Raw genomic sequence first — 23,388 nt, forward strand, 5'->3', positions numbered from 1 at the left:
TTCCATAGCTATCGCTTACATCCTTTCGGAAATCGTTACTCTTCTTTTGTTACAGTTCCATTTGTCCGTAATTGTTTCATGACTTCTGGTGGAAAAATTATACGGCACATCACCTTAGCTACTTCACGATAATCTGTCTGATTCCCACAGTGTTTCATTTTCTCATGGGCATGCTCGGCCAAAATCATCACCGACCACGTAACGGTATTTAAATCTAAATCGTTCCAAGTTAGATCATTATCGTAAGCCCTTTTTAATCCAGAAAGAATCCTAGTAAAAATCTTTCGTTTTCCGGCTGCTAATACCTCTGCAAACTCTGTATCCTTAGCCAATAATTCAGGAAGCAATCGCTGCAAGCCAATTTCCTTCAGACGTTCATCATGTGATTCTAATAGGGAAGCTAACGTACTTTCTGGATCTGAAACCCCCCATTTTGGTTCAGGCGGCATTAACATCTCAATTTGATCCTCTAACAGAGACATTAACAGCTGTCGTTTATCCGAAAAGTACCGATAAAAAGTCCCGGTTGCCACCCCTGCATGTGCGGCGATTTCCTTTGCCGTTGTATGCTCAAAGCCTCTTGAAACAAATAATTCATGACCACTTTTCAATAATAAATCTCTTTTTATTTGCGCACGTTCCTGCTTAGGAATTAGGGGAAACTCACCAACCAGCTGTTCTTCTCGGTCTGACATTTTTCTCACCTCATACCTATTATACCACAAAAAATAAATATTGAACCATAGTTCATGTTTCCATTGACAGACTCTCTTTGACATGCAATACTTGAACTATAGTTCATGTTATTCCAATCTATGTTCACACCCCTTGGCAGTCGATTGAAATAACATGAACAAATTATTTATTTTTTGATTTTCTGAGTCTTTTTACTCGCTTTTTTTGGTTTTATTCATTTATAATATTCTATAATTAACTTTGGAAGGTGTTGATTAATATGGCAAACCAATCTGATAAAAAAGATATCTCAATCAACTCAAGCGTTTCACTAAAGGGAATTGTAAAAGCCATTTTCAACGATACCGTACACGTGCAAATTGGCGGCAAGATTATTACACTGCCAAAAGCTGATTTCATGTTAGATAAATCTATGAATTAAAAAGATTTTTATTCGCGACCCATTACAAGAAAGCCCATTGCTGCACATGCAATGGGCTTTCTTTTGCATGTATGACAACATTACAAGCTCTTATTGGGAGGATATGGCTTCTATTTTAAGAACGTAAGAGTTATATTCACGAGTATCCACCTCACGAAAGCTGACCGCCAGATATGCTGTTTTTTCGACTTTGTATGGAAATATTTGCAGTGCTATCATTGTAATTGTGTTACCCATAAAGCCGTTAAAACGGTAAAAACCGGAGGGATTCATTATCCATTATTTGAAACTAAAGTATACAAATGAAATGGAAAAAGCGATGTTGAGTGCACACGGGGTATGTTATGAAGACTATAAACGAAAATTAAATGTGAGAATGGAAGTTGAAAAGCGGCGTGAGCTGGATTATTTAATCAGCAAACGGCTTAGCGCCGATTTTGACGGAAGAATACACGGTTGATATATAAGAGGAGCTTCCATTTCGGAAGCTCCTTATTCTTTAACGTAATAGGTTAATCGTTCTATAATTTGGCCTTGTGATCATGCGCATAAGATAAGAAGATTCCGTAGAATTCTCTTTTCTCTTTCCATTTAAGAAGTTAATGATGGTCTTAGAATCTCTTATTCCAATTCCATGTCCAAAGAATTTATCATTACCAAAAAAGATTACATTTTCGGCCCTCCACCACGGCTGTTTTGGGTCAAAATCTGGATTTTTGAAATGTAAGACATCACCAATGATGAAATCCTCCCCATCTTTTTGATAAACAGGAAGATCCTCGTCAAATTGCCAATCCATTAAATAAAGACGCCTGAAGTACGTATTAAATGCCCTTGGACCAATTGTATAGAGTACAGCGATGTATAGGACGATTGCAATAGCTGTAGCGCATTCAAAAGCATATAACTTCCCATTTTTCACTATATCCTCAATTCCTTCTGAGGGATTGAACCCCTCACGCAAGAGAAAACCTCCGTTCGGCAATCGATACCAGTACTTCCTGTTCGGAAAGGAATATGTGAAAGTGGTAAACTTTGCACCGCTTTTATCTAAAGCGGTTGCGGCTTTTATCGTATTCTCTCGGAATAGTAATTCAAACTTCAGTTGTTGAAGAGACGTGTAATAATAAACCACAGGATAACTTGCCATTTGTTTCAAAATTGTCCTTTGATCACTATTAGTTATTTCTTTTTGAAGATCCTCAAGCTTTACAATTGCACCATTTAAACTTATCATTTGATACCTCCTTTCTACACCATATGACCCTATTCCTTGTTACATGCAGGAGGGAGACAAGAAAATAGCCAAATCCCGCACTAAGGACCTGACCGTTTACAGTTATAGGTTTACTTTTAATGCAATTTCTTCTGCTATACAACTGGAAACACAGATTCCACAGCCCGTACACTTTTCTAAAGAGACCACTGGAACTCCATTAACAACTTTTAGTGCACCTTCTATTGGACACGCGCGGACACAATAATCACAAATTACATTTTGATAGGCAAGACATTGGTCTGGACTGACATTTATTGATCCAATAGAAGGGCGAGCAGCGAAATCGGCAAAGTTTAATGATTTGGTCGGACATACTTCGATACACTTCGTGCAAAGTGTGCAAGGTGTTACATTTGGCTCAAGATAAGGAGTATTAACCAATTTCACTCCACTTTCAAGAGGAAATAACCTGATACTATTTTCCGGACATATCTCCTTGCATTTCCCACATCTAGAACAAGAAGTTAGAAATTCCAGTTCATTACAAGACCCCGGCGGGCGGAAAAAATCCCTTTCCACCTCTATTTGTGGTGCAATAAAATTCCCTAAGAAACCAATGGTAGATTCCCAGTTTAATGAAAGAAATTCTCTCCTTTTTAGCTTTTCTGTCATCTAGCACCAGCAGCCTCTTGATAATATGGCTCATCTTCAAAGTTTGTGTAAACTAGACAAATGGCAAGGACCCCGTCAATTTCCTTAAAGGTTTCTGCGGTTCTATAGCTTTGGTCTACCGTCTCCGTTTCTAATGTAAGGATTACTTTTTTTCCTTCATGGATATGGTGAACTTCAACACCGTTTATATAAGCAAATTTTTCTGCTGCATGATCTGCTTGGCCTGGGATTGTTTCAACATATATTCCCGAAATAACCATGCTCAACCCCTCCAGACTTTATTTGGTTGGCCTCCAGAATAAGAAAGAAGGCCAATCACGCTATACTACTCGTTGAACGCCGTTTTTGTATCAGTTTGTTGGGCGTGACATTGAACACAATTATCCCTGAAAACTTGACCTTTTGGATCATTATCATAAAAATGGTCATCTGGCGGCGTAGGTGCTCCAGTCCCCTCTTTTCCATGGCAGGCTAAACAGCTTTCATGGTGAAGCTCTCCATTCCATCGGTCTACATGGGTAACATGCTGCATCGGAGGTGCATTCAAAAGTCCCATAGTTGCAGCATCTTGTCTTCCTTCTTCGGACAACTGAATTAATCCTGCTGCTGGGCTATTCACTTCCAGATTAGTAGAGGCAGATTCTAATGATCCTTGCAATTTAGTCGAAGTAATTGCAACAACAATCACTAAGACAAACCCTAAAATATAAAGAAGTTCTTTTCCTCTCATACCATTCACACCTCCATTATGCTTTTACAATTTTAACCGCACATTTCTTAAAATCAGGCTGCTTTGATATTGGACAATAGCAATCTAAGGTTACTAGATTAATAAGTGTTTCTTCGGCAAAAAATGGCACATATATAAGTCCCTTAGGAGGATTTCCTCGACCTTTTGTTGTGGCCTTTACCTTTACTTCACCCCGTCGTGAAATTACTTTAACCATATCTCCTGTTTTGACTCCAAGTGACTTCGCGTCCTCTGGATGAATTTCACATAAAGCTTCCGGAACAGCCCGATGAAGTTCAGGTACTCTTCGTGTCATCGAACCGCTATGCCAATGTTCCAGCACCCGCCCTGTACACAACCAGAATGGAAATTCCTGATCCGGTACCTCTGCCGCTTCTTCAAAAGGGCGAAAATAGATATTCGGTTTGTGATCAACAGATTTATAGAAATCAATATCTTTGTATTTGCCTGTCTTTCCAAATTCCTCGACACCAAACTGATCGAAACCTTCCTCTTGTTTTCCATGTACATACCGCCAATTTGTCTCGATCCATTTGCCATTAACGTTTCGTACTGGCCAACACATTCCATGCTGTTTTAGATATTCATCATAAGGTGCCATTTGCTTTGCTTTAATCTTTAACTTAGCGCCCAATTCCTGGATTGCCAAACTTTTACTTTCATGAGGATTAGAAAACGCTCGATACTCCTCCCAGAGTCGGCCATTTACCTCATGCTGGTCTTCAAGTAAATCATTTTTATCTTTATCCCAAACTATACCAAAAAGGACATCAAAAGCAGGCTTGCTACCAATCATTTTTCCGTCTAGAACCCGTTTGGCCACTTGAACAATTGCCCATAAATCCCATTTTGCCTCACCTGGCGGCTCAATACATTTTTCAAATATCGAAGTCCTCCGTTCAGCATTTCCAAATTGACCTTCCCTCTCAACCCACATGGCCGCTGGAAAAACAACATCTGCCATCTCAGTAGACCTAGTTGGGTAGACCTCCGAAACGACAATAAATCCATCGATTACACCTTTTCCATTCGCATCTTTCCCTGTAAATCTATTAAGCTTAGGCATGGTTTGAGCCCAGTTATTCGACATACTCCATAGGAACTTTACTTTTCCATTTCCAAGCTCTCGGAACATTTTTACGGTATGGAACCCAGGAGTTTGAATAGGTTCTAAATACCCCACGGGCAGATTCCAAATTAATTCGGTATAACGACGGTGCTCCGGGTTCTTTACGACTAGGTCAGCCGGCAGTCGGTGAGAGAATACGCCCACTTCTCTTGCTGTTCCACAGGCACTCGGCTGGCCTGTTAATGAAAATGGACCATTCCCTGGCTTCGAAATTTTTCCCGTTAACAAGTGAATATTATAGATAAGATTATTCATCCACGTTCCGCGTGTATGTTGGTTTACACCCATTGTCCAAAGCGATAAAACCTTTTCCTTTGGATCAGCAAATTCTTTTGCAAGTGCTTCAATATCTTTTGCAGGCACACCTGAGATTTCTTCTGCTTTTTCCAATGTATACTGTGCAACCTTTGTTTTAAATTCATCAAATGTGATGGTCCATTCTTTTTCTGCCGCCTGGCCAATCTCGCTTGCTTCATAATTATCATCAAAGGTGTGTCCAAGGTTTTCAGTACCGGCTTTAAATTGTGTGTGGTCATCAATGAATTTTTGATCATAATGATTGTTTTGGACTAAATAATTTGCTATAGCATTAGCGATTGCTAAATCTGATTGTGGCCTAAATTCCATTACAACATCTGCAAGCTCTGAGGTTCTAGAACGTCTTGTCGTTAAGTCATAATGCTTAACTCCGCTTTCTTTAAGCTTACGGGCTGTAAGCCGGGAATATAAAACTGGGTGCATCTCAGCCATATTTGCTCCCCAGGTCACGTATACTTCTGCTTCATCCAAGTCACGATAGGATCCCATCGGTTCGTCAGATTGGAACGTTGTCATAAATCCTGTTACTGCACTTGCCATACATAACCTAGCATTAGGATCAATATTATTATTCAATAATCCAGCCTTCCAAAGCTTTACAGAGGCATACCCTTCCATAATCGTTTGTTGTCCAGACCCCCAGAAGGCAATCGACTTTGGATCAGCATTATGGGCTTCTTTCAATTTATCGGCTACCAAGTCTAGGGCTTCTTCCCATGTAGCTTCCCTGAAACCTTCCATTGTTCCCTTTTTGGATTTATCATCCCGGATCAGCGGTTTTGTTAAACGATCTTTGCCAAATAAGATTTTTCCTATGTAGTATCCTTTAATACAGTTAAGACCATTATTCGAACGATTATCCGGATCACCTTTTGTTGCAATTACCTTGCCATCCTTTATACCAACTAGAATTCCACAGCCTGTACCGCAAAAACGGCACACAGAGGTTTTCCATTCATCTGGTTCGATACTTGCTGCTTGAGCACTTTTCGTTTCGGAGTTTTCGTTTTTTTTACCGCATCCTGCTGCAGCCATCGTCATTGACACAGCTGTTGCTTTCAGTAAGGATCTCCTCGTTAGTTCCAAGCTCATCTTCCTCCCTTAAAAACCATGTTTATACTTAATGAATATACATTTCTATCGTAATCGAGGAGTGAGTTTAATAAAATTAGTTTTAAAATCGTTTTCAAAATGTTCATAGATTTCATGGGAGTTGTGACACAGATTTGCCTTTACTGTTTAATCAATGTAATAAAGAAAAAAACCTAAATTTACAGACAAAAAGAACCCCTCTTGCCGTTTATACAAGAGGGGTAGGTTTATGCTATAGATTCATGTTTCATTAATTTCACAATTTCTAATAATTTAATATGATAACCATCGATTTCAAGTACTTTAAATTCATAATCACCATATTTAACTTTATCACCTTCGACAACATCCATTTTCTCAGATAGAATCCAGCCGCCAATGGTATCCATTTCATCTTCCTGGATGTCTAATCCGAATAAATCATTTACTTCATCGATTAGAACCTTTCCATCCACTACGGTTTTATGTTCACTGATTTTGTTGATTTCTGGAACTTCGTCTTCGTCAAATTCATCTCGAATCTCTCCGACAATTTCTTCCAGAATATCTTCAACCGTAACCAAACCTGCCGTACCACCATATTCATCCATTAAAATAGCCATATGAACACGATCTTTTTGCATTTTAACTAATAAATCATGGATGGCAATTGATTCAATGACCTGAATTACAGGACGAGTATATTCATCAATGGGTGTGTCAAGATTTTTACCACTAATATAATCTGTCAGTACTTCTTTCATGTTCAACATACCAACAATGTTATCTTTTTCCCCATCAATGACTGGGTACCTTGTATAATTTTCTACCTTCACAATTTCTAGACATTCTGCAAGAGTTTGTGATCGATCAAATACCACGATCTCAGTACGAGGTACCATAATTTCCTTTGCAATACGATCGTCAAATTCAAATATATTGTTCACATATTTGTATTCTGACTGATTAATCTCACCGCTTTTGTAACTTTCAGAGATAATTAATTGAAGTTCTTCCTCTGAATGAGCCTCTTCATGTTCAGATGCAGGTTTTAAGCCAAAGATACCAACAATCAAACGAGCCGAACCATTTAAAGTTTTAATAAACGGATACATAATTTTATAAAAGAGAATCATTGGTTTTGCAAAAACGAGCGTAACCGCCTCAGCTTTATGGATCGCAATGGTTTTCGGAGCAAGTTCCCCGACTACAACGTGTATAAAAGTTACAGATGCAAAAGCAATAATAAAGGATAATATACTACTTGCAGATTCAGGTATGTTAAATTGAGTAAACAATGGATGAAGTAAGCGTTCCACTGTTGGTTCACCCAGCCACCCTAATCCTAAAGCAGTAACCGTAATACCTAACTGACAAGCTGATAAATATTCATCTAAATTTGATACGATTGTCTTAGCTGCAATTGCTTTTTTATTGCCTTCTGATACTAGCTGATCGATTCGTGTACTACGGATTTTTACAATGGCAAATTCGAAAGACACGAAGAATGCCGTAAAAGCAATTAAAATTGCAATTACAATCAAGTTTATAATGGTCAATGGTCTCCTTACCTTAATGAAAAAGTAAGGAATACACCTCCTGGGTTTTTTAAATGTATGTTTAACTAAGTAATAATAATAGTGTTTGGGCTAATGGAACACCTTGGGAAGAAAGTTTATTCACAACCATTTCTTTTTGATTGCCATTTAGTTTTTCAAGAATGGGTTCGATTGCTTCAATTTCTTCTTTAAGATGACGCATTAAAATTCCAATTTGTTCAAAATGCTTTTCTACTTTTTGTTTATCAACACAATCCTTCGTCTTAATTAATTCAATGGACGACTTAATCTCCTCAAGCGGCATATTAAGATTTTTATAGTGCTCAATTAAATGCATAATTTGAATGCTGTCTTCTCCATACAATCGATAATTGGAATCCGTCCGAATAGGGTTAAGTAAGCCTATTTGGGTGTAATAATCGATTGTTCTTTTGGAGAGATTCATTAACTTGGCGATTTCGCCTATACGATACAACTTCCCAACTTACTCACCCCTCTCTACAATACTATTAATATATCATGCGGAAAGTGTACAGTCAACGTAATAGTTTCTCTAAAAAAACAAACCGTTCCTATAATAAGAACGGTTTGTTTTATTAAACACCTTGATTAAAAATATCCGTTAAAACAGGTACGATTTGTTTCTTACGAGATACAACACCCTTTAAAACTGCAGTGTTATTCTCCAGGGTAACATTATATGCCTTTTCAACAGCGCTCGTTTTACTTCCTAACGCTAAACCGACAGAGTCATTTGTTAAGATATCCGTAACCACAAATAAGAATAAATCTAAGTTCTTATCTGCAATATTTTTTGAAATAGCAGCTTCTAATTCCTCTTGGCGTGCAAGTACCTCAGCTGTATCGACTGCATTTACTTGAGCAATTTCGACCTTACTAGAGCCCATTTCAAATTCTTTTGCGTCAAGTGAAATTAGTTGTTCAATAGTCTTGTCACTTAAATCTGCACCAGCTTTTAGCATTTCTAAGCCATAGCTCTCGGCATTAACACCAGCAATTTCTGCTAGTTCTTTCGCAGCTGCTACGTCCTCTGCTGTGCAAGTTGGCGATTTAAATAATAATGAATCAGAAATAATAGCGGACAGCATAAGTCCGGCAATTTCTTTTTTAATTTCTTTGCCGTTTTCTTTAAACATTTTATTTAAAATCGTTGCTGTACATCCTACTGGTTCACAACGGTAATACAATGGATCGCTTGTTTCGAAGTTCGCAATACGGTGATGATCGATAACTTCTAAGACACGAACATCAGCAATATCATTCGCACTTTGCTGGCGCTCATTATGGTCGACTAAAATAACAGAATTTACTTCAGCTGCAACTTTTTCAACTAAGCGTGGAACCTCCGAATTAAAATGGTCCAGCGCATATTGTGTTTCCCCATTTACACTTCCGAGGCGGACTGGTTCAACATCCATTCCAAGTTGTTTCTTCAAATCTGCGTAAGCAATCGCAGAACAAATCGTATCTGTGTCAGGGTTTTTGTGACCAAAGATAAGTACTTTTTCCATTATTAAAACTCCTAATCGTATTAAAATATGTAGACAAGCTCCATTACTGAGATTGACCCTAACGAAAATTATATATGAATCTTTACTACTATTCAAAAAAAAAATAAAAATGCGAATTAAAATAAGAACAGGGCACCATATCATTATGGTACCCTGTTCCCAGACTGAGACATTCTTATTTATTTTACTCCTAGTGGTACAACTCTTTGTCCAATGGCTGCAATCAATTCTTTAGGCATTGGGAAGCTTAGTGCTGCTGGATCTTTCATCACAGCAGGAATTGTCTGTGCGAGATTTTCTTCAGTAATATTGTACTGTTTGAAATCTGCAGGAAGCCCAACCTTATGCTGAAGTAAACGAATCTTTTCTACTACCTTCGCTAATGCCGTTTCAGCAGTATCACCTTTAACCTCAACATCCAAGGCGGCTGCAAGCTCATTCACTTTTGGCAGGTATAATGCAGGAACCATTTCCATGACCACCGGAAGGAAGACAGCATTGGCTAAGCCATGTGGAATGCGGAACAATGCACCGTATGCGTGGGCCAAATTATGCACTGGGATAGCATTCAATGCAAAGCTAAAGGCTGTTATACCCATCAGGCTTGCTTGTAATAAATCCATCCGGGCAGCGATATTCGTTCCTTCTGACACTGCTGCTGGAAGGTTTTTTTCAATTAAACGAATCGCATGCAGTGCATAAGCATCCGTCAGAGCCGTCGCCGTCGGCGAGGCAAATGCTTCAATGGCATGTGTTAAGGCGTCAAACCCAGTAAAGGCGGTGATAAAAGGCGGCAGTCCAACCGTTAAATCAGGATCGAGAATAGCCATATCCGCATTTATAAATGGATTTATGATATTTGTCTTCATTTGAATATCTTCATTGAAAATAACTGCAATCGGGGAAACCTCCGACCCTGTTCCTGCTGTAGTCGGAATCGCAATATGTGGAATCGGGATAAAGTTTGCTTTTGGAAATTGTTCATATAAAAGGCCGCCAGGAATCGCTTCCTTAATATCCGATAATCCTTTATGAAGTGCATATTTAACCCCTTTAACGGTATCTAAAACACTACCGCCGCCAACTGCCAGCAGGGCATCTCCGCCTACCTCTTTTACATAACGGACTGCATCATTTATGCATCGGCTTTCGGCATCCTGGGTAATATCAAGATATTGACCAATCAGCTGTGGTCCGCTGCCATGGCCAGTTAAATTAAATATTTCTGCCACCTTATCGACGACACCAGCTTTTTCTAACCCTCTGTCACTTAAAAGAACCACTCTTTTTGCACCCAGGCCGGCAAACAGGCTAGGTACCATTGCCCGTGAATTTGATCCACTGTAAATTCCTGTGCGAAGCATAAACTGTGATAAGGAAGTTTTCATAATTTCTTCACCTCTTCATTAGTTTTGGCCAAACAGAATTCCATACCAGTTACGTCTTTCAAGCTCTGGAGACATCGACGTGTGTACATGCTTTGTTTGTGTATAAGCATCAAGTGATTGCTGGCCCATTTCTCTGCCAATGCCGCTTTGTTTATAACCGCCAAATGGGGCATCGCTTCTAAGCATATGCCAGTCATTAATCCAAACGACACCAGCCTGCAGCTTTCTCGCAACCTCATACGCTTTATTGACATCACGCGTCCAAACACCTGCTGCCAATCCATAAATCGTATCATTTGCCATCTTAATGGCTTCGTCTAATTCGGAATAACGGATTACACATAATACAGGTCCAAAAATTTCTTCCTGAGCAATTTTCATATCATTGGTCACATTGGTGAAGATGGTTGGTTCAACAAAATATCCTTCCTCACAACCCGCAGCCTTGACTTCTTTTCCACCGCAGACAAGGGTGGCTCCTTCTTGCTTACCAGCTTCAATATAAGAAAGAATGGTTTCTTTTTGCTTTTTTGAAATGACAGGACCTACATCCGTCGAAGGATCTAGAGGGTTTCCGATCTTCAACTTACTTGTTAATTCGACTAGTCCGGCAACAACTTGATCATATAAGGAATCTGGAACAAATAAACGAGTTCCACTTTCACAAAGCTGTCCAGAATGTAAGAACACTCCAAAAAGACTTCCTGGAAGGGCAATGCTAAGGTCTGCATCCTCTAAAAGAATGTTTGGTGATTTTCCTCCAAGCTCTAAGGTAGTATTTTTAATACTTTCTGATGCCAAACTCATGATTCTCCTGCCCACTTCTGTTGATCCAGTGAAGGCTATCTTGTCAATCTTTGGATGGCGAACTAATGCTTCGCCAATTTCAGCCCCAGGACCTGTTACTACGTTAATCACTCCGGGTGGAACTACCTTTGAAATCAGCTCTGCCAGCTTTAAGGTGGATAATGGAGTATAACTTGCTGGCTTAATGACCACTGTATTTCCCATTGCTAGTGCCGGGGCGATTTTCCAAGTCGCAATGACCATCGGTAGATTCCATGGTGTAATGGCTGCACATACTCCAATTGGTTCCCGCCAGATAAAATTATGTGCCGGACCTGGAAATGGCGGTACTGGCAAGGTTTCGGAGAATGGATATTCTAATGTAAAGTTCGCCAGTGTTTGGAAAAGATCGACCATTTGCAAAATATCACTGTTGCCAATCCTGCGTACGGTACCGCCGGAACTAATCGCTTCTAAATACGCTAACTCTTCGGCATGCTCTGCAATTTGATAAGAAATAGCATATAAAACTTTAGCCCGGTCTTTCGGATTCATGTTTTTCCATTCGGTGTTGTCAAACGCCTCCCTTGCTGCCATAACTGCACGATCAACATCCGCCACGGTGCCTTTTGCAACTTTTGCAACAATCTCACCTGTTGACGGGTTAAAGACATCAAAGGTTTCTTGATTGCTTGCAGGTTCCCACTTTCCATTAATAAACAGCGGGAAACTTTGAACTTCAACTTTTACTGCCATTTTAATTCCTCCTTTTTATAAAACCCCTAATTCACTTTCTGAAAATCTATAAATCTCTTCGATTTTTTTGCCTTTTGCTCGTGCTAGAATTTCCATCCTTACTGACAGCTGTTTAAGCGTGAAATCCATGACCAATGCTGGATCACCGCCGAATGCACTTACCTCGTAACCAAAGAATGTAATAAAACAAACACATTCTTTTTCTTTTTACCAGAATCCACTCTACATCGCGTGTGCACCGCCATCAACAACTATAATGTCCCCTGTAATAAAATTAGAAGCAGGTGCCGCTAGGAATAAAGCAACTCCTTTTAGGTCAGTATCTGATCCGAACTTACGTAATGGAGTCCCTTCTAGAATTCCTTCACTGCCTTTCTCTAGCAGCCCCTTTGACATTTTCGTAGGGAAAAAACCTGGTGCAATCGCATTTACATAGATTCCATGTGGTCCCCATTTAACCGCTAAATCCTTTGTAAAGGTAATCACGGCGCCTTTAGAGGTATTGTAGCCAATGGTATTCATATATTTTGGGTTACTACCTTTGAGTCCAGCCACAGAGGCAATATTAATGATCTTTCCGGATTTTTGCTCGAGCATGACTTTGCCCACACTCTGTGACATGAGGAAGGTTCCGGTTACATTGACGTCCATTACTTTTTTCCAAGCCTCAAGCGGCATTTCTTCCACCAGTGCTCCCCAGGTAGCACCACTATTATTAACGAGGATGTCAATTTGTCCAAATCTCTCTATCGTACGTTCAACCACATTTTTTACATCCTCTGGGTTCGTAACATCACATTTTAATGCGATAGAATCGACTCCGATTTTCTTTAACCCTTCACTTACATCTTGACATGCCTCTAAATTCCTTGAACAAACCACTACATTTGCTCCAGCCTCAGCAAATCCTTCAGCAATTTGCTGACCAAGCCCCCTCCCTCCGCCTGTAACAATCGCGACTTTTCCTGTTAAATCAAATAATTCCTTCACATGCATCGATGTTTCCTCCCATTGACATATATTATCTATCTATATGAATTTTCTACATACTAACTAGTTGGTATGTTAATAAGGACATAATATACAAAATATTTATAATATTCAATATATATTTTTCACCAATTTTAGCAGAAAAAAAGGCAACAAATCGGATCGGTGTCGATTCATCACCTGGACATTTATCGGTAAATATTTAATATGTGGTAAACAAAACCTCACCTTTCAATACTTCATTCCCATTTTGGTTTACAGCCTGAACTTGGAAACGAAGATTTGGTTCATTTATCTCTTTCAATGTAGCTTTCAGTGTAATCACATCATTTAAAAAGACCATTCCTTTAAAGCGGATGGAATAATCCTTGACGAAACCTTCTTCAAAATACGGTGTAAAAAGCTTTGCGAGATTACCCATCGTCCACATACCATGTGCGATTATTCCTGGTAATCCTGCCTTTTTAGCTTCCTCATCAATAGTATGAATCGGATTAAAATCTCCAGAAGCACCTGCATATTTAATTAAATCGATTCTTGAGACAGGCTCTAACTGAATTTCTTTTACGGAATCACCAACTTGTAACTGTGTAAGAGTACTCATTTTGTCAGCACCTTCCTCACTGCTTCAGAAATTACAACGGTCGAGGTTGAACTGAAAATCGTATTACCTGCTAAATCCTCACCAAAGCTCTCTAGTATCAGAAAACCCATTTCGCCAAAATTCCCTTTTTTCTCAAAGTATTTTTTCACTTCGGAGTAACATAAAATCTCTTCTCCAACCAATAATGGTCGTTCGTAATGAAAAGTCTGTTCTCCGTGGATTAATCCTTTATTAGGAAGATTAAATCCCTCAATCACACCATAGTCAAACGTCCTTGGAAATGTTGGCGGTGCAATATTATTTCGAAATCTTGAATTTCTCCCTGTTTCTTCATCAAAATAAATGGGGTGAAGGTCTCCGATTGCTTCCGCAAATTTCTTCACTGCCCCTCTTTCCACAACGTTTTTCACTTTAGTGGAACGTTTACCAACTTGATCACTGAACAAATTATCCTCGCCTCACTTTAGTTATTAATTTTTTGGTCCACCAGCAACATAGATAACCTGACCATTAACAAAGGACGATTTTTCATCGGCAAAAAATGCCACAGCATTGGCAATATCTTCAGGCTTTCCACTTCTTCCAACAGGGATATTGGCTACACTAGCTTGGATTAATTGCTCAAATGGAACCCCAATTCTTGCTGCAGTTTCCTTTGTCATTTCCGTTTCAATAAACCCTGGTGCAACGGAGTTTGCAGTAATCCCATATCTTCCCAGCTCAATCGCAAGCGTTTTTGTGAAACCCTGTAACCCTGCTTTGGCGGCAGCATAATTGGCCTGACCCCGATTACCAAGGGCAGAAGTCGAAGAAATATTAATGATGCGTCCATATTTATTTTCAACCATATACCTCTGAGCAGCACGTGCAGCATTGAAGGATCCTTTTAAGTGAACATCCATGACCATTTGCCAGTCAGAGTCTGTCATTTTAAATAAAAGATTATCACGGATAACACCTGCATTATTGACTAGAATATCAATTGAGCCAAGTGCCTCATACGCCTCTTTAAAGGCACTCTCCACTTGCTCGGCATCGACTACGTTTGCGACCTTTGAAAAAACGTCATAACCCTTTTCTCTAAGTTCATTCGTTGTTTCTGCTAATGCTTCTTCATTTAAATCAATAAACGCTACCTTCGCGCCTTCCTCGGCAAAACGTTCCACAATCCCCTTACCAATCCCCCGGCTTCCTCCTGTTACAAACGCCACTCTTCCTAAAAATCTACCTGTCATTTCTAATCCTCCTGTAAAAAAATAGTAATCTATTCAATTTTAATAGACAACGCTTACAAATACTATTTAAACGTATTGCCCTACCTTTACATGTCCCTTAATCAAATTCCGCGCAATTATCATTCGCTGGATTTCATCGGTACCATCGTAAATTCTCCAAAGTCTTGCTTCACGGTACCAGCGCTCGATTGGCAGTTCTCTCGTATAGCCCATTCCTCCATGGATTTGAAGCACACGGTCTACCACATTATTTCCCATATTCGCGCCATAAAGCTTTGCCATTGAAGCTAGGTGACGATTATCTTCACCGTTATCAAGAGTGAATGCCGCATTTAAAACCAACCATTTAGCCGCTTCAATTTCTACTGCTGAGTCAGCTATTTGCCACTGAATTGCTTGTCTTTCTGCAATCGGTTTTCCAAAGGTAATCCGTTCTTTTGAATAGTCAATCGCCATCTGCAATAGTCGCTCTGCCGCTCCTACCGCTCTTGCGCCAACAACCCATCTAGCAAAACCAATCCATTCTAATCCAAGATTATAGCCCTTGTGTAACTCACCAAGAATATTCTCTTCCGGAACACGAACATTTTCGAATACTAGGCCGGCTGGACCCCATTCTCCCATCGTATGTATATACTCTGACTCCCAGCCCATATCACGATCAACAATAAAGCAGGTAACACCTTCCCGCCCATGGGTAGATTGGTGTAATTCTTTATCTGTAATCGCAATTGCCATAACAAAATCCGCTTCATTCCCACCGGTAATGAACGTCTTCTCCCCATTTAACACCCAGTCACTGCCATCTTTTACAGCTGTCATCTTAATGTTTCTCGTATCGGAACCAGCACCAGGCTCTGTCATCGCAAAGCATGACTTTTTCTCACCATTAATGGTAGGCAGCAGGTATTTTTTCTTTTGTTCTTCGTTCCCGTAATAAAGGATGTTATCTGCAGAACCGCCAAAGCTAAATGGAACAAACGTTTTGGAAACCTCCATTAATACAATAGCCATCATCATTTGCCCTAGATTAGCTCCACCATACTCTTCAGGTGTATTAATACCCCAGAAACCAGCTTCCTTTGCTTTTAATTGAAGCTCCTTTAGTATTTCTTTAGAAAGGCTCGGTTTCCCTTCCCTTTCATTTCTTAATACATCATTTTCTAGTGGAACCAATTCTTTTTCTACAAATTTTCTAATTGTCTTCTGGACCATTTTTTGTTCATCTGTCAGACGTAAATGCATACCTTTCACTCCATCCTTATTAGTAGAATTTAGTCATAAAGCCCGTAATAATATATGCAGGCAAAACCGGATACATACCTACCGGTTGGTATGTTATTTTAATTGTATTCTGAACTTTCAGATAAAACAAGTTATTTTTGTTTAAAATTTACTATTCTCTCTTTTTCAAAAATTGATTTATAAAAGTGGTTACCAATTTGTAATCTTTTTATTGTAGTTATGTAGATTTCCAGTTTTCTGATATTCCAAAACCCGTCAAACTTTAGTAATATAGTATATGTGACTCTATAAATTTGTAAAAACCTAGGAAAACTTTCCCTCCAAGAGAGGATAGGAGAAATAAATGAATAAACCGAAATTAGTATTCCTGTACCTAATTACCAGCTTAATTTGGATTTACGCAAGTAATTATTTACTGACTCATTATATCCCTTCGCACCTTAATAATTATTTTGAACGGGGGAAAGAAATATTCTATATTCTTGTAACAGGCGGAATTTTTTATTTTTTCATCCTTAAAAAGGAAGAACTAGTTTCTACAAAAGAACAAGAAAAACGTTTATCTACTCTCATCAACTCAATGGTAGATTTCGTAAACTTCAAAGATGGTGAAGGTCGCTGGATTCAATCCAATGACTTTGGACTGAAATTATTTCAGCTCGAGAATGTCGATTATTTTGGAAAAAAAGACTCCGAATTAGCAGAATACACTGAGTTCTATGGTGATGCGCTGAGATTCTGTGAAGTATCTGATGAGGAAACGTGGGAAAAGGGTACTATCACACGCTGTGAAGAGGTTGTGCCGCGTCCCGATGGAACATCGAAGATTTTTGATACGATAAAAGTTCCGTTGTTTCATGAGGATGGAACTAGAGAAGGATTAGTTATTATTGGGCGTGATATTACGACACTAAGACAAACAGAAGAACGGTTGAATCGAACTGAAAAATTATCCGTCGTCGGTGAGTTATCTGCTAGTGTCGCCCACGAGATAAGAAATCCACTCACCTCCTTAAAGGGTTTTGTACAATTGTTACAAATGGAAGATGATAAACACCAAGATTATTACCAAATTATGTTAGATGAATTAAATCGAATCAACCACATTGTTAGTGAACTATTGTTATTAGCAAAACCACAGCACTTAAAATATTCGAAATTGGCTATACAAAGGGTATTAAATGATGTTATTTCGTTACTAGCCGTTGAAGCATCCCTTTACAATGTACAGCTTGAGTCTAATTTCCCAAAAGAGGATATTATAATTGAATGTGAGCCAAATCAGTTAAAGCAATTATTTATTAATTTAATCAAAAATTCGATCGAAGCATCTAATCATGACAGTAAAATATTGATTAGTCTTGATCAAATAGAACAGGATAAAATAGCTATTACGGTGAAAGACAATGGATGCGGTATTTCTAAGGAACGTCTACAAAAAATCGGAGAACCCTTCTATTCCTCAAAGGAGAAAGGCACAGGCTTAGGCTTAACAGTCAGCTATAAAATTGTCCAATCCCATAATGGTCATATTATTTTTGACAGTGAGCAAGGCTGCGGAACAACGGTTAACATTACCTTACCAATGGTCCAGGATCCCTCGCTTACAAAAAGTCATTCTGTAGTGACTGCATAAAAAGATTGCCTTTCCTGTCGGAAAAGGCAATTTTTTGTATAAGGAAATTCCACTAATGGGAACTAACTTTACGGATATGTTTTTGTCGTATATCTTTTAAATGTAACCGGATTAAAAAGGTAATTCCCAATATGATTCGATTATTCCAAAGCCTTGCTTTTATTTTTGGTCCGTAAACATAACGATTCCAAAGTAGATATATTGACTCCTCAAGGATAATAAATAGGATGTATATTACTGCTGCCATACCAATCCAATACCACATATCAAGAACCCCCCTCTTCCATAATTATTTCTCTAAATATCTATTAACCTTATCTTTATTATACCTTCTACCCTTTAGACAATTGAGAAATTTCAATCCCCTTTTATTTACAATTTTCAACATAATGCTGTGTAAATGGGGCTGTTGATTTGTGCTCCAGGCGCTTCGCTTTCCGCAGGCGGTTCGGGAAGCCTCCTCGGCGCTAAAGCGCCTGCGGGGTCTCCCCTGTCCCGTCCTCCTGCAGGACACTGATTTTACATCCTCGAATCCGCCCACGCACGAAGAAAATGCGATAGCATTTTCGAGGAGTCTCGCGCCTTCCGCACAAATCAACAGTGTTCTAAGATCAACAGTTACCTTTAACACAGCCAACAAAATAAAAAACGGCTTAGCTTCCCTCTTGAGTGGGAAACTTAGCCCTTTTTTGTTTTTATTTTAGTTCGGTTCTTTGTAATTTTTTGCTCGTGCGCTGTCACTCATACCTTTTGTTGTTGGGTCTTGAATAAGCCCCATCATGGAAAGTAAAATAAATAATGCATTAACAAAAGTTAAAATGGATTGCTGAATGGCATCTGAAAGTTGAAAATCTGTTATCCCTAATGCATTTAATCCTCCCAAAAGCATTTGTGCAACAATCATTAACTGAGCAACAAAGGCCATAACCCAGCTTTTGTTTTTAAAGCGGACCTTCCAGTTGATCATTTTCCCATCTCCTTCCTATGTTATAGAAGTTCTTTCTACTAACATATGCTTGGACTGAAAATGGTTGTCCGCCATTATCACAGAATCTTATTTATATTTCTCTTCTCATTGCCTTTAAAACATCCACTTTCGTTGCTCTTTGGGCGGGGCGAAGACCTGATAGGATCGTAACGCCATAACAGATAGCCACACAGATAATAGGCAGACTAAGTGGAATTTCGCTAAATATAAGATCAGGAGGGGTTTCTTCACCAAAGGCCTGCTTAATGATTAAAGGAATGACAAAATTGACTGCGTAACTAATCCCGTAGGAAACAATAGTACCAATTAATGCCCCAATCAGACCAATATAACTACTTTCTAGCAGGAAAATTCGTTTTATTGTACGAGGAGTTGCTCCGATTGCTTTCATAATTCCAATATCGGGTGCGCGCTCTGTTACGGCCATCGTCATTGTATTGTAGATACCGATTGAAGCAATTAGAATCGCAATCGTACCTATAAAAATAAGTCCAACCTTTGCGATTGCAAACATCAAATTAACTTGCTTCAACTCATTTACTACTGAATAAGTTGCGTATTTCTCTTCTTTTAATTTGTCTGCTATGCCTTGGACCACTTCCATATTTTTCGCGTGAATTTTCACATCGTCAAAAGAATTCTTATTAGCTTCAAGTTCAGCTAACTCCACCTCATTATTTGAATCAAGGACAATCCCTTTTGGTGTTCCCGTAAATGCCTCAATTTCCTTCAGGATATCCCCTGAAATATATACACTTCTATCCTCCTGCCATTCCTTGGTTGGTTTTTTAGATATTCCCACAACGGTAACGGGTATGATTTTATCTACTGGTTTACCCTCCTCGACTTTTTGAACAGTAAGATTGATTTTTTCTCCAATCAGTTCTCCATTAAAACGAAACTCTTCTTTCAATTGACCTTTTTCGTCAAACCATTCCTTTTTCGTTTCCCCCTTTATAGCAAGATTGAGCGGGAAATGATAGCCAACTACTACTTCATCTTTTGCCTTAGCGAGACGGCCTTCTGACAATTCAAAACCAGCTTTTATTTCAGACGGAAAATTAGTAACCACGGTTTGTGTACTTAGCTGATAATCACCAATTGAATAGGACCCTTCCTGTTGCAGAATTTTCCGCGTCGTTATGGCTTTAACATCCTTAAGCTTTTCAAAAGCCTGTATATCTTTATCTTCTATCTGGCGATAACCGTTTTCATCATTTGTTTCTTGTCCATATACATCAATCTGTGTAACAATCCCACCTTCTAGTATTTCATTGACAACTGATTTTTGTAATCCAAACCCAACGGATGCAAGAACAATTAAGAATGCACAGCCCATTGCTGTAGCAAGTATGGTCATGTAAACTCTTGTTCTATTTTTCTTCATATTTTGACGAACGAAACGGAATTGGTCTCTCAGCTTCATACAAGCACCTCCTCATTCATTCGCCCATCAGTTAATTCAATGGTTCGATGACCGATTTCAGCTACCTTTTCATCATGGGTAATGATTAGAAAGGTAATCCCTAAATCTGCATTCAACTGCTTAATAAACTTCAATAAATCATCCTCGGTTTCACTATCAAGACTGCCAGTGGGTTCATCAGCTAGAATAATAGGAGGATTAACAATTAAAGCACGGGCAATACTCACCCTCTGCTGCTGTCCCCCCGATAATTCTCCTGGGTAGTGTTCCTGGTAATCTGCTAAACCAACTTTAGCCAGCATTTCATTTGTCTGTTTTTTTCTTTTATCTTCGTTGACTCCTTTTAAAATAAGTGGAAGTTCCACATTCTGAAAAGCTGTCATACTCGGTATCAATTGAAAGCTTTGAAAAATAAAACCGAGGTTCTTGATTCTAAATTCTGCAAATTTGGTCTCATTCAATTGTGAAACCTTCTGGCCATTGATCCATATTTCACCTTCTTTCGGGTGAATAAAACCACTTACCAGGTTTAGTAAAGTTGATTTACCAGAACCACTCCTGCCAACTATGGTTACGATTTCCCCTTTTTCAACTTCAAAAGATATATCTCTTAGTACTGGAATGACGGTTTGTCTTCCTTTTTTTCCTACAGCAAATTCATGACTTAAGTTTTTGATTGTAATCATAATATCCTCCTGTTTCCCTACTTCACCTTAATAGACGAAGTCCTCTCATCAAATCCCTACAGGTTATGGAATTATTTTTGTCATTCCCCAAAAAGGGCTATGATTGGTGTTTTTCTGCTAAAAAATTTATAATGAATAAAGCAAAAAATCCTTTTGAAGGAAAGGAGACATAATGGAAAAAATACGCCCCTATTGGGAAATGATTGTCCGTTTCTGGAAAAAGAAGCATCTCACTCAGCTATTATTATTAGTCATTCTGATTGTCATCCTCACAACCATCGTGTATTTTGGGTGGCTGGCAACAAGGGCAAATGTTCAAACCTTAAAGGAAGGACTTAGCCAACCGACTGTCATTTATGATCATAACGGGAAAATCGCAACGAATGTAGCCACCAATCGGACCGGTGGTGCAAAAATTGAGGAGCTGCCGAAATACGTTCCTGGTGCGGTTGTTGCCATTGAAGATGAACGTTTTTATGAACATAATGGTTTTGATATTAAAGGCATCACAAGAGCTTTTTTTAATAATATATTTGCAGGTGAAATTACTGGCGGAGGCAGTACGCTTACACAGCAATTAGCGAAGAATGCCTTACTCTCACCGGAACAAACCTATAAAAGAAAAGCGGAGGAGTTATTTTTAGCGGTTAAAATTGAAAAGGTATATAAAAAAGATGAAATTCTTCAAATGTACTTAAATCAAGTTTACTTTGGCAGCGGGGCATGGGGGATTAGTAATGCATCAAAAAGATATTTTAATAAAGAGATAAATGAGGTTACCATCAGTGAGGCAGCTTTGCTTGCTGGATTACTGCAATCTCCCAATTACCTCGACCCAACGGAAAACTATGACGCAGCAATGAAACGGAGAGATGTCGTTCTTAGTAAAATGAATGAACTTGGTATGATTACGAAAGACCAATACACTGTTGCAAAAGATGAAAAGATTAAGATTAATAGCGGCAGTGGAAGTTTAGTTGAGCGCAAATATCCCTATTATGTCGACGCTGTCCTAAATGAAGCGATTTCAAAATATGGATTAACCCAGGAAGAGATATTAACGAGGGGTTACCGAATTTATACTGAATTAGACCAAAACCTACAAACCGGTCTCGAAAAGGTAAACAATAATAAATCACTATTTCCAAAGGGAAAGGGAGATTCCATCGTTCAAAGTGGGTCTGTATTAATGGACCCAGCAAGTGGAGGTGTACGAGCACTCGTTGGCGGTCGTGGTGAGCATGTATTTAGAGGGTTTAACCGCGCTACCCAATTAAAAGCTCAGCCAGGTTCAACGATTAAGCCTCTAGCTGTTTATACACCTGCCCTTCTAGAAGGTTATACTTTCGACTCAGAGCTCATTGATGAGCCTACTTCTTATGGTGACTACAAACCTGAGAATTTTTCTAAAACCTATCAGGGCAAGGTTCAATTGTATAAAGGACTGGAAGAATCCTTAAATGTCCCAACAGTTTGGCTTTTAAATAAAATTGGACTTGAGAAAGGATTAGATTCCCTTAAAGCCTTTGGAGTGCCTGTCGAAAAAGAAGATAGAAATCTGGCCATTGCGCTAGGCGGAATGAATAAAGGAATTTCACCGCAGCAATTAGCGAATGCCTTCTCCGCTTTTCCAAATGGCGGTAAGCGCAATGACAGCCATCTGATCACAAAAATTGTCGGTCCAACTGGAAATATACTTGCAGAACGGGAGCCAAAATCAACAAAGGTAACTTCTAAGGAGATTGCCGATGAAATGACATCCATGCTTCTAAATGTTGTCGAATCAGGAACAGGCAAAAATGCTCATATTCCAGGTGTTCAAATTGCCGGTAAAACAGGTTCAACCCAGCTCCCCTATTCTGATATAAACGGGACGAAGGATCAATGGATGGTTGGTTATACCCCGAATCTAGTGGCAGCAATTTGGATTGGTTATGACCAAACCGACCGTAAGCATTATCTGCCGAGCAGTAGTTCTGGAAATGTTGTCCCGATTTTCAAGGAAATCATGAAGGAATCATTGCCACATATTCAAAAGGAAGAGTTTGATGTCGTCTCGATTAATGACCAGCTTGCCGGTAAAACGGCAACAAGAGAGAAAATTAAAAAACAGGCTGAGAAAATTAGCGAGGAATTAAACCAAAATGCTCAAAAACTGGGTGAAAAGATACAGGAGCAGGCACCAGTTTGGAAAAAAGATTTGGAGGATGCCATGTTTTCAATCGGAAAAGGCATTGATACCATCATCCAGAAACTGAAAGGTTTAACAGAATAAGCACG

General features: G+C 39.0%; 24 protein-coding genes. 4 read left to right on the forward strand and 20 right to left on the reverse strand.

Features of this window, described 5'->3' with window-relative positions; translation table 11 throughout:
• Window positions 1-35: 35 nt before the first annotated feature.
• Window positions 36-695 (reverse strand): TetR/AcrR family transcriptional regulator, encoded by a 660-nt coding sequence (locus MLOOGBEN_RS12640; protein WP_179158610.1) that lies wholly within the window; start codon window positions 693-695, stop codon window positions 36-38.
• A gap of 260 nt (window positions 696-955) precedes the next feature.
• Here MLOOGBEN_RS12640 and MLOOGBEN_RS12645 point away from each other — a divergent pair, with 260 nt between their 5' ends.
• Both MLOOGBEN_RS12645 and MLOOGBEN_RS12650 read left to right on the forward strand, forming a co-directional pair.
• Window positions 956-1,117 carry a hypothetical protein gene (locus MLOOGBEN_RS12645; RefSeq protein WP_165979054.1) on the forward strand — a complete coding sequence of 54 codons (162 nt, stop codon included), beginning with the start codon at window positions 956-958 and terminating at the stop codon, window positions 1,115-1,117.
• A gap of 283 nt (window positions 1,118-1,400) precedes the next feature.
• On the forward strand, window positions 1,401-1,577 hold the full coding sequence (locus MLOOGBEN_RS12650) for a YuzK family famiily protein (RefSeq protein WP_179158504.1): 177 nt from the start codon (window positions 1,401-1,403) through the stop codon (window positions 1,575-1,577).
• Between the two features lie 39 nt (window positions 1,578-1,616).
• Here MLOOGBEN_RS12650 and MLOOGBEN_RS12655 read toward each other — a convergent pair whose 3' ends face one another.
• From MLOOGBEN_RS12655 to MLOOGBEN_RS12725, 15 genes are all read right to left on the reverse strand, one after another.
• Window positions 1,617-2,354: a protein-glutamine gamma-glutamyltransferase gene (locus MLOOGBEN_RS12655; RefSeq protein ID WP_179158611.1), complete on the reverse strand. Its 738-nt coding sequence runs from the start codon at window positions 2,352-2,354 to the stop codon at window positions 1,617-1,619.
• 102 nt (window positions 2,355-2,456) lie between these two features.
• Window positions 2,457-3,008, reverse strand: a complete 552-nt coding sequence (locus MLOOGBEN_RS12660; protein ID WP_179158612.1) for a 4Fe-4S dicluster domain-containing protein — start codon at window positions 3,006-3,008, stop codon at window positions 2,457-2,459.
• Window positions 3,005-3,268 carry a chaperone NapD gene (locus tag MLOOGBEN_RS12665; protein WP_179158613.1) on the reverse strand — a complete coding sequence of 88 codons (264 nt, stop codon included), beginning with the start codon at window positions 3,266-3,268 and terminating at the stop codon, window positions 3,005-3,007. Before MLOOGBEN_RS12665 ends, MLOOGBEN_RS12660 begins: the two co-directional genes overlap by 4 nt.
• Window positions 3,269-3,333: 65 nt before the next feature.
• On the reverse strand, window positions 3,334-3,738 hold the full coding sequence (locus tag MLOOGBEN_RS12670; RefSeq protein ID WP_179158614.1) for a nitrate reductase cytochrome c-type subunit: 405 nt from the start codon (window positions 3,736-3,738) through the stop codon (window positions 3,334-3,336).
• 16 nt (window positions 3,739-3,754) lie between these two features.
• On the reverse strand, window positions 3,755-6,292 hold the full coding sequence (gene napA / locus MLOOGBEN_RS12675) for a nitrate reductase catalytic subunit NapA (RefSeq protein ID WP_179158615.1): 2,538 nt from the start codon (window positions 6,290-6,292) through the stop codon (window positions 3,755-3,757).
• A gap of 233 nt (window positions 6,293-6,525) precedes the next feature.
• Complete coding sequence (locus MLOOGBEN_RS12680) at window positions 6,526-7,836, reverse strand: hemolysin family protein (protein WP_179158616.1); 1,311 nt, start codon at window positions 7,834-7,836, stop codon at window positions 6,526-6,528.
• Window positions 7,837-7,897: 61 nt separating this feature from the next.
• Window positions 7,898-8,311, reverse strand: coding sequence for a MerR family transcriptional regulator (locus MLOOGBEN_RS12685; RefSeq protein WP_179158617.1), 414 nt, complete (start codon window positions 8,309-8,311; stop codon window positions 7,898-7,900).
• Between the two features lie 121 nt (window positions 8,312-8,432).
• Complete coding sequence (locus MLOOGBEN_RS12690) at window positions 8,433-9,368, reverse strand: manganese-dependent inorganic pyrophosphatase (RefSeq protein ID WP_179158618.1); 936 nt, start codon at window positions 9,366-9,368, stop codon at window positions 8,433-8,435.
• A 179-nt stretch (window positions 9,369-9,547) separates the two neighbouring features.
• Window positions 9,548-10,756: an iron-containing alcohol dehydrogenase gene (locus MLOOGBEN_RS12695; protein ID WP_179158619.1), complete on the reverse strand. Its 1,209-nt coding sequence runs from the start codon at window positions 10,754-10,756 to the stop codon at window positions 9,548-9,550.
• Window positions 10,757-10,774: 18 nt separating this feature from the next.
• Complete coding sequence (locus MLOOGBEN_RS12700; protein ID WP_179158620.1) at window positions 10,775-12,298, reverse strand: aldehyde dehydrogenase family protein; 1,524 nt, start codon at window positions 12,296-12,298, stop codon at window positions 10,775-10,777.
• 222 nt (window positions 12,299-12,520) lie between these two features.
• A complete protein-coding gene (locus MLOOGBEN_RS12705; RefSeq protein WP_179158621.1) occupies window positions 12,521-13,294 on the reverse strand; it encodes an SDR family oxidoreductase in 774 nt (257 codons plus the stop codon).
• A gap of 196 nt (window positions 13,295-13,490) precedes the next feature.
• Complete coding sequence (locus tag MLOOGBEN_RS12710; RefSeq protein WP_179158622.1) at window positions 13,491-13,892, reverse strand: MaoC/PaaZ C-terminal domain-containing protein; 402 nt, start codon at window positions 13,890-13,892, stop codon at window positions 13,491-13,493.
• Entirely contained in the window at window positions 13,889-14,338 is a 450-nt protein-coding gene (locus tag MLOOGBEN_RS12715) for a MaoC family dehydratase N-terminal domain-containing protein (protein ID WP_179158623.1), read from the reverse strand. The genes MLOOGBEN_RS12710 and MLOOGBEN_RS12715 overlap by 4 nt, the downstream gene beginning before the upstream one ends.
• A gap of 24 nt (window positions 14,339-14,362) precedes the next feature.
• Window positions 14,363-15,127 (reverse strand): 3-oxoacyl-ACP reductase FabG, encoded by a 765-nt coding sequence (gene fabG, locus MLOOGBEN_RS12720; RefSeq protein WP_179158624.1) that lies wholly within the window; start codon window positions 15,125-15,127, stop codon window positions 14,363-14,365.
• A 66-nt stretch (window positions 15,128-15,193) separates the two neighbouring features.
• Window positions 15,194-16,372 carry an acyl-CoA dehydrogenase family protein gene (locus tag MLOOGBEN_RS12725; protein ID WP_179158625.1) on the reverse strand — a complete coding sequence of 393 codons (1,179 nt, stop codon included), beginning with the start codon at window positions 16,370-16,372 and terminating at the stop codon, window positions 15,194-15,196.
• Window positions 16,373-16,715: 343 nt separating this feature from the next.
• Between MLOOGBEN_RS12725 and MLOOGBEN_RS12730 the strand changes: the two genes are divergently transcribed.
• Complete coding sequence (locus tag MLOOGBEN_RS12730) at window positions 16,716-18,008, forward strand: ATP-binding protein (protein WP_179158626.1); 1,293 nt, start codon at window positions 16,716-16,718, stop codon at window positions 18,006-18,008.
• A 52-nt stretch (window positions 18,009-18,060) separates the two neighbouring features.
• Here the strand turns inward: MLOOGBEN_RS12730 and MLOOGBEN_RS12735 are convergent, their stop codons facing one another.
• From MLOOGBEN_RS12735 to MLOOGBEN_RS12750, 4 genes are all read right to left on the reverse strand, one after another.
• On the reverse strand, window positions 18,061-18,273 hold the full coding sequence (locus MLOOGBEN_RS12735) for a hypothetical protein (RefSeq protein ID WP_179158627.1): 213 nt from the start codon (window positions 18,271-18,273) through the stop codon (window positions 18,061-18,063).
• Window positions 18,274-18,708: 435 nt separating this feature from the next.
• Window positions 18,709-18,975, reverse strand: coding sequence for a phage holin (locus MLOOGBEN_RS12740; RefSeq protein WP_179158628.1), 267 nt, complete (start codon window positions 18,973-18,975; stop codon window positions 18,709-18,711).
• A gap of 91 nt (window positions 18,976-19,066) precedes the next feature.
• Window positions 19,067-20,422 (reverse strand): ABC transporter permease, encoded by a 1,356-nt coding sequence (locus tag MLOOGBEN_RS12745; protein WP_179158629.1) that lies wholly within the window; start codon window positions 20,420-20,422, stop codon window positions 19,067-19,069.
• Window positions 20,419-21,108 carry an ABC transporter ATP-binding protein gene (locus MLOOGBEN_RS12750; protein ID WP_179158630.1) on the reverse strand — a complete coding sequence of 230 codons (690 nt, stop codon included), beginning with the start codon at window positions 21,106-21,108 and terminating at the stop codon, window positions 20,419-20,421. The genes MLOOGBEN_RS12745 and MLOOGBEN_RS12750 overlap by 4 nt, the downstream gene beginning before the upstream one ends.
• A gap of 172 nt (window positions 21,109-21,280) precedes the next feature.
• On the opposite strand from MLOOGBEN_RS12750, the gene MLOOGBEN_RS12755 reads away from it, so the two are divergent.
• Complete coding sequence (locus MLOOGBEN_RS12755) at window positions 21,281-23,383, forward strand: transglycosylase domain-containing protein (protein WP_179158631.1); 2,103 nt, start codon at window positions 21,281-21,283, stop codon at window positions 23,381-23,383.
• Window positions 23,384-23,388 lie beyond the last annotated feature (5 nt).

The organism is Bacillus sp. EB106-08-02-XG196 (assembly GCF_013396335.1).
In the GTDB taxonomy this organism is placed as follows: Bacteria; Bacillota; Bacilli; order Bacillales; family Cytobacillaceae; genus Neobacillus.

Bases quoted from the DNA above. Each gene is read 5' to 3' on its own strand.
- MLOOGBEN_RS12670 (WP_179158614.1), bottom strand. From the start codon at position 3,738: ATGAGAGGAAAAGAACTTCTTTATATTTTAGGGTTTGTCTTAGTGATT.
- fabG (WP_179158624.1), bottom strand. From the start codon at position 15,127: ATGACAGGTAGATTTTTAGGAAGAGTGGCGTTTGTAACAGGAGGAAGC.
- MLOOGBEN_RS12755 (WP_179158631.1), top strand. From the start codon at position 21,281: ATGGAAAAAATACGCCCCTATTGGGAAATGATTGTCCGTTTCTGGAAA.
- MLOOGBEN_RS12640 (WP_179158610.1), bottom strand. From the start codon at position 695: ATGTCAGACCGAGAAGAACAGCTGGTTGGTGAGTTTCCCCTAATTCCT.
- MLOOGBEN_RS12750 (WP_179158630.1), bottom strand. From the start codon at position 21,108: ATGATTACAATCAAAAACTTAAGTCATGAATTTGCTGTAGGAAAAAAA.
- MLOOGBEN_RS12655 (WP_179158611.1), bottom strand. From the start codon at position 2,354: ATGATAAGTTTAAATGGTGCAATTGTAAAGCTTGAGGATCTTCAAAAA.
- MLOOGBEN_RS12660 (WP_179158612.1), bottom strand. From the start codon at position 3,008: ATGACAGAAAAGCTAAAAAGGAGAGAATTTCTTTCATTAAACTGGGAA.
- MLOOGBEN_RS12690 (WP_179158618.1), bottom strand. From the start codon at position 9,368: ATGGAAAAAGTACTTATCTTTGGTCACAAAAACCCTGACACAGATACG.
- MLOOGBEN_RS12665 (WP_179158613.1), bottom strand. From the start codon at position 3,268: ATGGTTATTTCGGGAATATATGTTGAAACAATCCCAGGCCAAGCAGAT.
- MLOOGBEN_RS12740 (WP_179158628.1), bottom strand. From the start codon at position 18,975: ATGATCAACTGGAAGGTCCGCTTTAAAAACAAAAGCTGGGTTATGGCC.
- MLOOGBEN_RS12700 (WP_179158620.1), bottom strand. From the start codon at position 12,298: ATGGCAGTAAAAGTTGAAGTTCAAAGTTTCCCGCTGTTTATTAATGGA.
- MLOOGBEN_RS12645 (WP_165979054.1), top strand. From the start codon at position 956: ATGGCAAACCAATCTGATAAAAAAGATATCTCAATCAACTCAAGCGTT.
- MLOOGBEN_RS12730 (WP_179158626.1), top strand. From the start codon at position 16,716: ATGAATAAACCGAAATTAGTATTCCTGTACCTAATTACCAGCTTAATT.
- MLOOGBEN_RS12695 (WP_179158619.1), bottom strand. From the start codon at position 10,756: ATGAAAACTTCCTTATCACAGTTTATGCTTCGCACAGGAATTTACAGT.
- MLOOGBEN_RS12705 (WP_179158621.1), bottom strand. From the start codon at position 13,294: ATGCATGTGAAGGAATTATTTGATTTAACAGGAAAAGTCGCGATTGTT.
- MLOOGBEN_RS12735 (WP_179158627.1), bottom strand. From the start codon at position 18,273: ATGTGGTATTGGATTGGTATGGCAGCAGTAATATACATCCTATTTATT.
- MLOOGBEN_RS12710 (WP_179158622.1), bottom strand. From the start codon at position 13,892: ATGAGTACTCTTACACAGTTACAAGTTGGTGATTCCGTAAAAGAAATT.
- MLOOGBEN_RS12725 (WP_179158625.1), bottom strand. From the start codon at position 16,372: ATGCATTTACGTCTGACAGATGAACAAAAAATGGTCCAGAAGACAATT.
- MLOOGBEN_RS12745 (WP_179158629.1), bottom strand. From the start codon at position 20,422: ATGAAGCTGAGAGACCAATTCCGTTTCGTTCGTCAAAATATGAAGAAA.